General features: G+C 67.9%; 8 protein-coding genes and 1 tRNA gene. 6 read left to right on the forward strand and 3 right to left on the reverse strand.

What is annotated here, in order from left to right; translation table 11 throughout:
* Positions 1-96: 96 nt before the first annotated feature.
* Positions 97-345, reverse strand: coding sequence for a hypothetical protein (locus Pph01_RS18565; protein WP_204074357.1), 249 nt, complete (start codon positions 343-345; stop codon positions 97-99).
* 251 nt (positions 346-596) lie between these two features.
* Between Pph01_RS18565 and Pph01_RS18570 the strand changes: the two genes are divergently transcribed.
* The gene (locus Pph01_RS18570; protein ID WP_204074358.1) at positions 597-1,991 is read left to right on the forward strand and encodes a M14 family zinc carboxypeptidase; all 1,395 of its coding nucleotides are present in this window, start codon (positions 597-599) and stop codon (positions 1,989-1,991) included.
* Between the two features lie 172 nt (positions 1,992-2,163).
* Positions 2,164-3,054: a MurR/RpiR family transcriptional regulator gene (locus Pph01_RS18575; protein WP_204074359.1), complete on the forward strand. Its 891-nt coding sequence runs from the start codon at positions 2,164-2,166 to the stop codon at positions 3,052-3,054.
* Between the two features lie 723 nt (positions 3,055-3,777).
* On the opposite strand, the gene Pph01_RS18580 is transcribed toward Pph01_RS18575, so the two are convergent.
* A complete protein-coding gene (locus Pph01_RS18580) occupies positions 3,778-4,683 on the reverse strand; it encodes an NADP-dependent oxidoreductase (RefSeq protein WP_204074360.1) in 906 nt (301 codons plus the stop codon).
* Between the two features lie 160 nt (positions 4,684-4,843).
* On the opposite strand from Pph01_RS18580, the gene Pph01_RS43365 reads away from it, so the two are divergent.
* Positions 4,844-6,124, forward strand: coding sequence for a helix-turn-helix transcriptional regulator (locus tag Pph01_RS43365; protein WP_275412844.1), 1,281 nt, complete (start codon positions 4,844-4,846; stop codon positions 6,122-6,124).
* A 531-nt stretch (positions 6,125-6,655) separates the two neighbouring features.
* Here the strand turns inward: Pph01_RS43365 and Pph01_RS18590 are convergent.
* A tRNA-Arg gene (locus Pph01_RS18590) sits at positions 6,656-6,727 on the reverse strand.
* Between the two features lie 142 nt (positions 6,728-6,869).
* Here Pph01_RS18590 and Pph01_RS18595 point away from each other — a divergent pair.
* From Pph01_RS18595 to Pph01_RS18605, 3 genes are all read left to right on the forward strand, one after another.
* The gene (locus Pph01_RS18595; protein WP_203973584.1) at positions 6,870-7,250 is read left to right on the forward strand and encodes a response regulator transcription factor; all 381 of its coding nucleotides are present in this window, start codon (positions 6,870-6,872) and stop codon (positions 7,248-7,250) included.
* A 584-nt stretch (positions 7,251-7,834) separates the two neighbouring features.
* Positions 7,835-8,530, forward strand: a complete 696-nt coding sequence (locus Pph01_RS18600; RefSeq protein ID WP_204074361.1) for a hypothetical protein — start codon at positions 7,835-7,837, stop codon at positions 8,528-8,530.
* Positions 8,531-9,134: 604 nt separating this feature from the next.
* Positions 9,135-10,130 carry a LacI family DNA-binding transcriptional regulator gene (locus Pph01_RS18605; protein ID WP_204074362.1) on the forward strand — a complete coding sequence of 332 codons (996 nt, stop codon included), beginning with the start codon at positions 9,135-9,137 and terminating at the stop codon, positions 10,128-10,130.
* The last annotated feature ends 98 nt before the right edge of the window (positions 10,131-10,228 follow it).

Below are 10,228 nucleotides of genomic sequence, written 5' to 3' on the forward strand. Positions count from 1 at the left end.
CCACGCTCGCGATTCCTCTCGTCGGGGTCCTCCTCAAGGGACCCTACCGAGGGGGACCCGCGGTGAGCGCGCCCGCCGCGGGGTCCGCATGGCCGGTCAGTCGGGGGCGTGGATCCGGTCGGCGGAGTTCGCCACGTAGTCCCGCGTCGCGCCCCGGACGTAGATCGCGGCGTGGTTGCCGGAGAAGTACTGCTTGATCGAGCCGGGGAACGGCGTGGTCGTCTTCCCCGAGCCGGAGTTCCCGCCGGCCCTGCGCCTGCGTCGGCTCCAACCCGCCTGAGCAGCGGCTTCCAGCGAAGCGGTGTTTACGTGGCGGAGTTGTTTCCGGAAAAGCACCTGCCCCATTCCGTGTATGTGCGGAGAAAGGGCGGCGGCCATGGGGTTGACAGGTTCACATTCACCCAATCAGACTAACTGAAACTTTGCAGTCAGCGGCTGTTCGGGGGGCGTCGCGTACTGCCGAAAGACGGCCCGGAGAAAAGGACGCGTTTCTGTTTCCTGTTCTTCCGTGGCTGAGAAAGGTTTTCAGTATGCCTTCAAGAGGCACGCCCCCCCTCATTGCCTCTCTCGCCAAGAAACGCGCTCTCACGCTGGCGTTGAGCGTCGTTTTTCTGGGAGGTCTCGGCATTCCGGCCGCCGGCGCCAGCGTCTCCGGTACGGCGGAAACCCAGGCGGTCGTCCAGCAGCAGGTGGTGAGCCTGCCCAGCGGGCGGACCACCTACCGGACGATCACGGACTACAACAACGAGATGCTGGCGCTGAGCACCCAGCACCCCGGCCTCGTCAAGCACCTCACGCTGCCGCACAAGACCCGCCAGGGGCGGGAGGTGTACGGCATCGAGGTCACCCACGACGTCGACGCCGCCGACGGCAAGCCGGTCCTGTTCATGATGGGCGTCCACCACGGCAACGAGTGGCCCTCCGGTGAGCACACGCTGGAGTTCGCCTACGACCTGATCAACAATGACGGCAAGGACCCGCAGGTCACGCGCCTGCTCGACCAGGCTCGGGTCATCTTCGTCCCGGTCGTCAACGTCGACGGGTTCGTCATCAACCGGCGTACGAGCTGCGGCCTGTCCCCGACGTGCGCCAGCAGCGCCGGTGTGGACATCAACCGCAACTACCCCTTCGGCTGGGGCAGCAACGCCGGTTCGAACGCGACGAATCGCGGGCCGGGGCCCGGCTCCGAGCCCGAAGTGCAGAACATCATGGACCTGACCAAGAACAACCAGGTCACAGTCCTGATCACGAACCACACCTCCGGTCACACCGTGCTTCGCCCGCCGCTGGAGATCCGCGCGGGCGACGCCCCCGACGAGGCCGTGTACGCCGCCCTGACCGACGCGATCACGGCCAAGAACGGGTACACGGGCATGAAGTCGGGCTTCGACTACGAGACGACCGGCGAGACCCCGGACTGGTCGTACTACGCGACCCGCGGTCTCGGGTTCACCTACGAAATCATGAAGACCCAGTCCACCAACAACACCTACTCCGAGGTGATCGAGGACTATACGGGCACCGGTCGCTACGAGGGCAAGTCGAACCGCGAGGCGTTCATGGTGGCACTGGAGTACGCGGCCGACCCGGCCGGGCACTCCGTGATCACAGGCAAGGCACCGAAGGGCGCAGTCCTGAAGATCACCAAGGACTTCGACCTGTGGACCGCGCCGATCCGGCAGGCGAACAACGTCCTGGACCCGCCCCAGAAGGTCCCCACCCACCTGGCGTCGACGCTGATCGCCCCGACGAACGGCAAGTTCGCCTGGCACGTCAACCCGTCCGTACGGCCTACCCCGGCGTACACCGCGACCGGCGTCGTCGCCACCGGGCCGGGCAACTTCATCAAGGAGAGCTGGACGCTCACCTGCGCCCGTCCGACCGGTGAGGTCCTCGAGACCGTGCACGTCACCGTCGACCGGGGCGAGCAGGTCGACGTGAGACTGCAGGAGTGCAAGACACGGTTCAACGGCAACGGCCCGAAGAACTGAACCCCCTCACCCCACAGGTAGCGAGCCGGGCGGTCCCCACGGGGGCCGCCCGGCGGCGTTATATCCGTCACGCGCTTCGCGATTCATGAAGTAAGGCGGCCGAACCCGGCGGCGCCGGGGCGGTGAGTCATCACCGGCTCCGTCACTCCACGGAGAAGGGAAGTGTTCCAGGATGAGGCACGTCCCAGAAAGCGGCCGGCCGCTCGCCGTGCTGAACGCGTCCCGGATCGTCGCAAACCTGCGCGCGCTCTTCGACGGCCACCGGCTTTCGCCTTCACAACGCCGGATCGCGCGCTACCTGCTGGAGAACGCGCAGGAGGCCGTCTTCTTCACCAGCGCGGACCTCGCCGAGCGCGTCGGCGTCAGCCAGCCGTCGGTCACCCGCTTCGCCGCCGCGCTCGGGTTCGGCGGGTTCCCGGAGTTCCGGGAGGCGCTGCGTACGTCGGTGTTCGGCGATCTGCGGCCGGTGGCGCCCGACGATCGTTTCAACGAGATCCAGGAACTGGTCAACTCCGAGATCCGCGACCTGGAGCGGCTGCGGGACGGCTTGGGCGACCCCAGCCAGCTTCGACGTGTGGCCGGCCGGTTGGCCGCGTCGCGTCCGCTCGTGATCGTGGGTCTGCGGATCTCCGCGCCGCTGGCGCACCTGTTCGGCTACCTCGCCGAGAAGGTGCTCCCGGACGTACGCGTACTGGATGTCCCGGGCTCGATCCTGGAGGACCGGCTGAGCAGGGCGGCCGAATCAGGAGCCGAATGGGTGCTCGCCATCGGCCTGCCGCGCTACCCGCGCGAGCTGGCCCAGGGGCTCCTCTGGGCGCGGCGCGCCGGGCTGAGGGTCGCCCTCGTCACGGACCAGCCGGTGAGCCGGCTCACCGACCTCGCGGACGAGGTCCTGCTCGCCCCGGTCAGCTCGGACTTCGCGTTCGACTCCCACGCCGGCCCCACGGTCCTGTGCACCGCGCTGCTGCACACCATGCTGGACACCCTCGCCACCGACGGTCAGGCTCAGCTGGAGTCCTTCGACGACAGGGCGAGGGAGCGTCAGGTGTTCTTCTCCAGCTGACCGGTGAGGGCGTCGAGCCGGCCGGGGAACGAGCATGGGGGAAGCGCGCCGCTTCGCCTTCACCCCTCAACAAGTCGCCTCACCGTCCTCTTGAAGCGCTACTGGAAGTGTCTGACGGACGGCAGGACCAGAACAACAAGCGGATTGAGGCCGGACTTCGAGACTGAGGCACACCACCGAACTCCTCTTTACTCGGGAGGAGCATCACCGAATCATGAGGCCATGGGCTGGTCCACGGTCACAGCAACCGCACTCCCCTTGCTCGGCGTTCTGCTCGGCACGCTTGGCACGCTTCTTAGTCAGTACGTGTCCTCACGTCGCGACATCCAACGTGATGCCCAGACTGCGGATCCACTCTGAATCGGTCCGCCCCGGTACTCACCACCCGGGCCGGCGCCGCGAGGCTCGCAAAGATCGAGCCCAGGCTGCCGTTCGACCTGATCGGCTGGCACATCTCGTGCCGGCGCGTCGGTGCAGGCTCGCTACCGGGCAGAGATGGCGCTCGACAGGCCGCGGCGGCTCGGAAACCGCGCGGTGCTGAGTCTCGGCGTCGGCCTGGTTACCACAGCCGCGATCGACTGGCGGGCCGGCGTGCTGCTCACGGCGGCCGCCGCCGCCTTCGACACCTTCTATCGGTGGCGTCGGCATGAGGCGGTACGCACCAGGGGTGCGGCCCGAATACGGCAGAAACGGGCCGCACCCCTGGAAGGCCGGTGTCCAGGGTTACGGGTGGAGGATCAACTTGCCACGCAGCTGACCGGCTTCGCTGAGGTCCTGGGCCTTGGCGGCGTCGGCGAGCGGGAGGCTACGGTCGATACGGACACGCAATCGGCCGTCGGCGGCGAGGCGGGCGTAGTCGGTGAGTGCCGGCCCGAACCGGCGCCCCATGGCGGAGGTGAAGGCCACGCCCAGTTCAGCGGCCCGCATGTCCGCGATGGTGACCACACGGTCGGTGGTGCCGCCGCGCAGTTCGATGGAGGCCTCCAGGGCGTCGTACCCCGTGGCGTCGTACACGGCGTCGATGCCCTGGGGAGCGGCAGCACGGACCCGGTCGACAAGGCCGTCGCCGTAGGTGACGGGGATGGCACCGAGGGAACGTAGGTAGTCGTGGTTGGACTCGGATGCGGTGCCGATGACGGTGGCGCCGCAGGTCACCGCAAGCTGGACGCCGACCGAGCCGACGACGCCGGCGGCTCCATGGATCAGCAGCGTGTCATCGGCTGTCACCTTGAGGAAGTCCAGGACCCGGTCGGAGGTCTCGGCGGCGAGGGGCAGGGCGGCAGCCGTTTGCCAGTCGAGGCCGGCCGGTTTGGGCGCGACGTCCGTAGCCAGAGCGTACTGGGCGTAGGCGCCGGTCATGAGGCCGAGCACCTCATCGCCCGCCGAGATGCCGGTGACGCCCTCGCCGACCTCGTCGACGATGCCGGCCGCTTCCGACCCCGGGATGGCGGGGAAGGCCACGGGAAAGAACTCCTGCATCCAGCCACGGCGTACCTTGTAGTCCGCGGGATTGACGCCAATGGCCATGACTTTCAACCGGACCTGTCCAGGGCCCGCGTGCGGTTCGTCGACCTCCGCGAGCCGCAGAACCTCAGAGCCACCGTATTCCTCGAAGACGACCGCCTTCATGTCTGTCACTTCCCGTCATAGGGGTACGCCGCCGTATGGGCGGATCATGGACACCTCCATCCTCAGCGAGGGCGGCCCCCTCCCCCGCTGTCCTTTCGGATGGTTCTGGCCAGCCGAAAGGACAGCGGATGCACGGGGCCGACTGACTACGCTGGTGGGCATGGATTTGATGGCTGCCGTCAATGTGATGCGGGCGCCTCTGGTGGAGACTCTGCCGCGTCTGTCCGCAGCGTTGGCTGGAACGATCCCCCACCGCGCACTGGCGCGCCTGTTCCCCTCCTGCGCTCATGCGCCATTCCAGGTCTACGGGGAGTCCGCGGGTGGGCCCGGTTCTGCCATCACCACCGCCGAAATGGCCGCGCTGGGGGCCTTGGTGCCGGCCGGGGGAAGCTGGCAGGGCCGGGGGCGGCTGGGGGGTACCGACGTGCCGGTGCTGGCCTTGGCCAGCAACATCGCGGAGCCCGCCCCCCTGCTGGTCTTCGTGCGCAGCGATGACATCTGTCTGTCGGCGGAACAACTGGTACCCGCTCAGGCGCTGTGGGACCTGCTGAGCGCCCACGGGGAGGGCTTGCGGACCGAACCGACGTCGGGGGAGCTCGCGGTGTCACGCGCCGCAGCAGCCGCACGCGCCGCCGCCATATCCGAACTCGTCGACGCACACGGTGCCGCGCTGACCGGTCTGCTCGGTGTCCTGCGCGACCGCGCTCTGGACGACGCCGACGCCCGGGCCCGCACCGTGGACCTCGCCATCACGGCCCTTGGCGAACTGCGCTCGCAGGCGGAACTCGACCAGGCGCTGGTGGAAGAGCGGGCCGGGGACGCCTTCCAGCGGCTCGCCGACTCACTGCGCCGGATCCTGCGGGCGCGCAAGGTAAGGCTGGACCTCGGCAAGCCAGGCGCGGAGGAAGGCGCGGACCGGCTGTTGCCCGCCGACGTCGTCAACGCGGCGTCAGCAGCGATCCGGGCCACCGTGCATGCCTTGCTGGAGGACCAAGGGCACGGGCCGGATGGCCGTCGTGTGAGCCGCTTCCATGTCAGCTGGAAGGTGGGCGCGAGCGATCTACGCGCCACCGTACGGGACGACGGACCCGGGACTCTGTCCCGGCGCTCATTCGACACACGCCGGCTCGTGGAACTGCTGACACCGCTCGGCGGACGATTCGAGGTGGACGCGGTACCGCAGTGGGGCACGACGGTAACAGTCGAAATTCCCCTCACACCGCTCGGCACACCACGCCATGACCCGCTGACCGGACTGGGAGCACGGGAACTGGAGGTACTGGGCCAGCTCGCCCGCGGGCGGCGCAACCGGGACATCAGCCAGCAACTGCACATCAGCGAGTCGACGGTGAAGTTCCACATCACAAAGATCTTCGACAAGCTGGGCGTCAGCTCCCGTGGTGAGGCAGCAGCACTGGCCCACGAGTGGGGTGCAGCGTAGTCGACGAGCCCAACCATGCAGCAGCGTCCGCGAATAAGCGTCACAGGCAACGAGCCTTTAAGACCTGTCGTTAACGACGCTGCCACGCGGGCCCATGCCGCGCTCGCCGCAGATCCAGCGATCCTCATTCCTGAAGGTGGATGTTCACCACACCGAAGGGGACGAACCAGGAACCGCTGCGTCCCCGCGGCTGTACTCGAAGATGGTCGCCGCGATCGGGCGCTGCGCCTAGGTGTACCACTTCTGCGGGTACGAGATACTAACGACGAGGTTGCCGCTGTCGAGATGCTGCGAGGTTTTCGCCAGGCTGTTCAGCAAGCACCTCCGCCCCAGCCAGTGGAGCCGCGCCCAGTTCGAGCCACTGCAGCATCAACCGGCGCACGTGCCTCAACCGCGTGCCATGATCGGTACGCGTCTGGTAGGTGATCATGGGCACATGCTTGCCACCGGTGACATGGGCAGGTACACCCGGAACGCAAAAAGACCTATGTTTCCGCAGGTCCCAGTGCATCTAGCCATCTAAATCGTGTGTGCCCCCTGCAAGATTCGAACTTGCGCTCCCGGCTCCGGAGGCCGGTGCTCTATCCCCTGAGCTAAGGGGGCTCAACAACGTGACAAGGCTACCAGCACTCGCGGGGCGATCTCACCACGATAGAACGACCTGAGGGCCTCGCCCGGATTCAGATCCTCAAAACGGCACGTGAACCCCCGCTCAGGGGTTAGCTTTGCGGCCGTGGGTGAGCTTATGGGGCGAGTGCTGGTCGTGGATGACGACGAGGTCATCAGGCAGCTGATCGCGGTCAACCTGACCTTGGAGGGGTTCGAGGTCGAGACCGCCTATGACGGGCAGGACTGCCTTGACCGTGTTCATGACGTCGATCCGGACGTCATCACCCTCGACGTCATGATGCCGCGCCTCGACGGGTGGGAGACCGCGACCAGGCTGCGGACCGATCAGAGCACCCGGCACATCAAGGTCGTCCTCATCACCGCCCGTGCGCAGGAGGACGACCGGCGACGAGGCCTCGGCATCGGCGTCGACGCCTATCTCACCAAGCCGTTCGACCCGGCCGAGCTGATCGAACTCGTCCGCGACCTCGCCAAGGGCGCCGGCCCGGCAGAGTGATCCGGTTGACAGAGTGATCCGGCCGGCGAAGCGACCCGGCCGAACGAGCGATCGGGCCGGCGGAGCGGTCCGGTCGGCGGAGTGCCAGGGCCCGACCGACGAGCGACGGGTCGCATTCCGGCAATCAGCGCTTTAGATGCCTTTACCGGCAATGCGGTGCATAAGGCGATTAACAGGGTAGGCCCGCAACAAAGGGACAACGGCAGCCGACCATCGCATTGCGGCGGCTGACCTCGATCCCGATTTCTCGGCACGCCCTTCGAGTCAGAGTCAGCTCACCTCTAGAGTCAGCCTCGCCTCGGCAGAGCCCGTTCCAGCTCCGGACACCACCGAGCCACCGAGCACTTCCGAGGCGCCTCGGATCGATCTGATCACCTCTGTTCGTCTCGGCATACCTCGGCACCTCGATGCATCCCGGCGTATCTCACTGCGTCTGCCTGAATCTCTCTGCATCTCACTGAATCTCGCGCATCTCTGCACCTCTGCATCTCTGTCTATCTCTGAACGCGAAACGCACAGGTCAGCGGCGTACAGGGCTGTGGCCGTGAGCCGGTGACCCGATCAGCGACTGGGAGGGAACCTCGATGCCTGAGCCCGGAATCCGCCCACCTGAGTTCCCCGGAAGACGGCCCACCCGACGGAAAACGCCGCACAAGCTCATCCTCGGAGTCGGCACGGCTCTCGTCGTCGCCACGGGCGTGGGCCTGGCGGCCGCGGGCAACCTGTCGAGCCAGGCCCAGCCGACTCCCAGCCCGACCGGCATGGAGACCGGAGGGCCGGTGGGTCCGCCCCAGGCGTCTCCTGGAACTCCCACGCCCGGACCGTCCCCGCAGCAGATGCAGGGCCCGTTCAACGCCATCCACGGCCAACTCGTGGTCCCGAAGCAGGGGGGCGGCTACCAGACCGTCACCACGCAGACGGGCGTCGTGACGTCGATCCAGCAGAACTCGGTCGCGGTCAAGAGCGAGGACGGCTTCGCCCGCACCTACACGATCGACGCCAACACCCGCGTCTGCGCCGGCCGCGAAGGGCTGAGCGGGGTCAAATCGGGACACAAGGTCTGGGTGATCAGCACCGCCCAGGGCAACTCATCCACGGCGATCCTACTCGCGGACCTGACGCAGCCCCCGTGGCCGCCGTGGGCCGGTGGCGCGGTGACCTCGCCGCAGCCCACCACGCCGACGCCGCTGCCGTCCGGTTACGAATCCGGGGTGCCCTCCGAGTCGCCGGCTCCGGGTGAGTCCGTGCCGGTCGAGCCCACGGAGGTGCCGACCGAGTGACACGCCGAGCACGGGAGGAATGGAGCGGCCTGCGCGGGGAGGATGAGAACCCGCGCAGGTCGCTCATTACTGATGATCCCCTGTTTCCGTTCCCCACGCCCCTGCCGCCCCACTGATTTCGGCGTTCCGCCGAGCTCCGACGGGTACGGCGTGCCCGAGGACGCGCACAGCCATACGGAAACGCTCTCAGTCTCACTGGGTGGATCCGTTTCCAGCCTTCATCAACAGATAGAAAATCTTTCCGCAAGATTTTGAGAGCGCTCTCCATCGGACGCACCCGCCCCGCCATGGTGCCGAAGGGTCGGGACAAGCCCTGACGTGCGCGTTCATCCCTGCAGGCGCCCCGCAGAAACGCCCGGAGAGACCCCGGACGGGCAGAGATGAGCGGGCCTCGATCCGCGGCGCGCGGTCTCCAGGCCCTCGGCACACGGCTGTCCCGGCCGCCATCGTCGTGACCATCTCGTAGGGTCACTGCAGGAGAATTTCAAGCGGGGCCCAGGTTCCGCACGAACAATCGGGATCGACGGGCACCGGCATCGGGACGCGTTGGCGCGTTCCCGGGGGACGCGCTCAGTGGTATCCGGGAGGTCATCAGATGCAACGGGTGAAGCGACCGACTCTGGAGGCGGTCGCCGCGCGGGCGGGAGTGTCCCGCGCCACGGTCTCCCGGGTCGTCAACGGCCAGATGACCGTCACCCCCCAGATCAGGGATGTGGTGATGCGGGCGATCGACGAGCTGGGCTACGTGCCCAACTCGGCGGCGCGCAGCCTGGTGACCCAGCGGACCGACTCGATCGCCCTGGTCGTCTCCGAGCCGTCGACCCGGGTGTTCTCCGACGACCCGATGTTCTCCACGGTCATCAGGGCGGCCAGCCTCGAACTCGAGGCCTCCGACAGGCAGGTCGTGCTGATGCTGGCCGCGTCCCCGGAGAGCCACTCCAGGATCGAGCGCTACATCGCCAGCGGCCACGTCGACGGGGTCATGCTGATCTCCATGCACGGAGCCGACCCCCTTCCCGCCGCCATCGCGCGCATGGGCGTGCCCGCCGTCTCCTACGGCCGGCCCGCCGTCCCCGTGCCCCTGCCCTACGTCGACAACGACAACATCGGGGGTGCGGAGAAGGCCGTCCGGCACCTTCTCGAGCGCGGTCGCAGGCGCATCGCCACCATCGCCGGGCCACAGGACATGATCGGCGGGCAGGACAGGCTGACCGGCTACCGCAACGCGCTGCGCGACTCCGACCGCCGCTCGATCGTGGCGGTCGGGGACTTCACCCGCGAGTCCGGCGCCATCGCGATGCGGCAGCTTCTCGAGGACGACCCGAGCCTGGACGCCGTGTTCATCGGCAACGACCTCATGGCCATCGGAGCCCTGCAGTCCTTGCGCCTGTCCGGCCGGCGGGTTCCCGACGACGTCGCGGTGGTCGGCTTCGACGACATCGAAGCCGCCCGCTACACCGAACCGCCGCTGACCACGGTCAGGCACCCGATCATCGAGCAGGCCAGCGCGATGGTGCGGCTGCTGCTCGGCCTGTTCCAGGGCGGCCCGGCGGACCCGGTGATCCTGCCGACCGAGCTCGTGGTCCGCGAGTCGGCCTGAGCGGATCCGGCCCCTGGACGGCCCGGCTTGGACGGCCGGCTTGGACGGCCGGCTTGGACGGCCGGCTTGGACGGCCGGCTTGGACGGCCGGCTTGGAC

It is taken from the genome of Planotetraspora phitsanulokensis (assembly GCF_016863295.1).
GTDB lineage: Bacteria > Actinomycetota > Actinomycetes > Streptosporangiales > Streptosporangiaceae > Planotetraspora > Planotetraspora phitsanulokensis.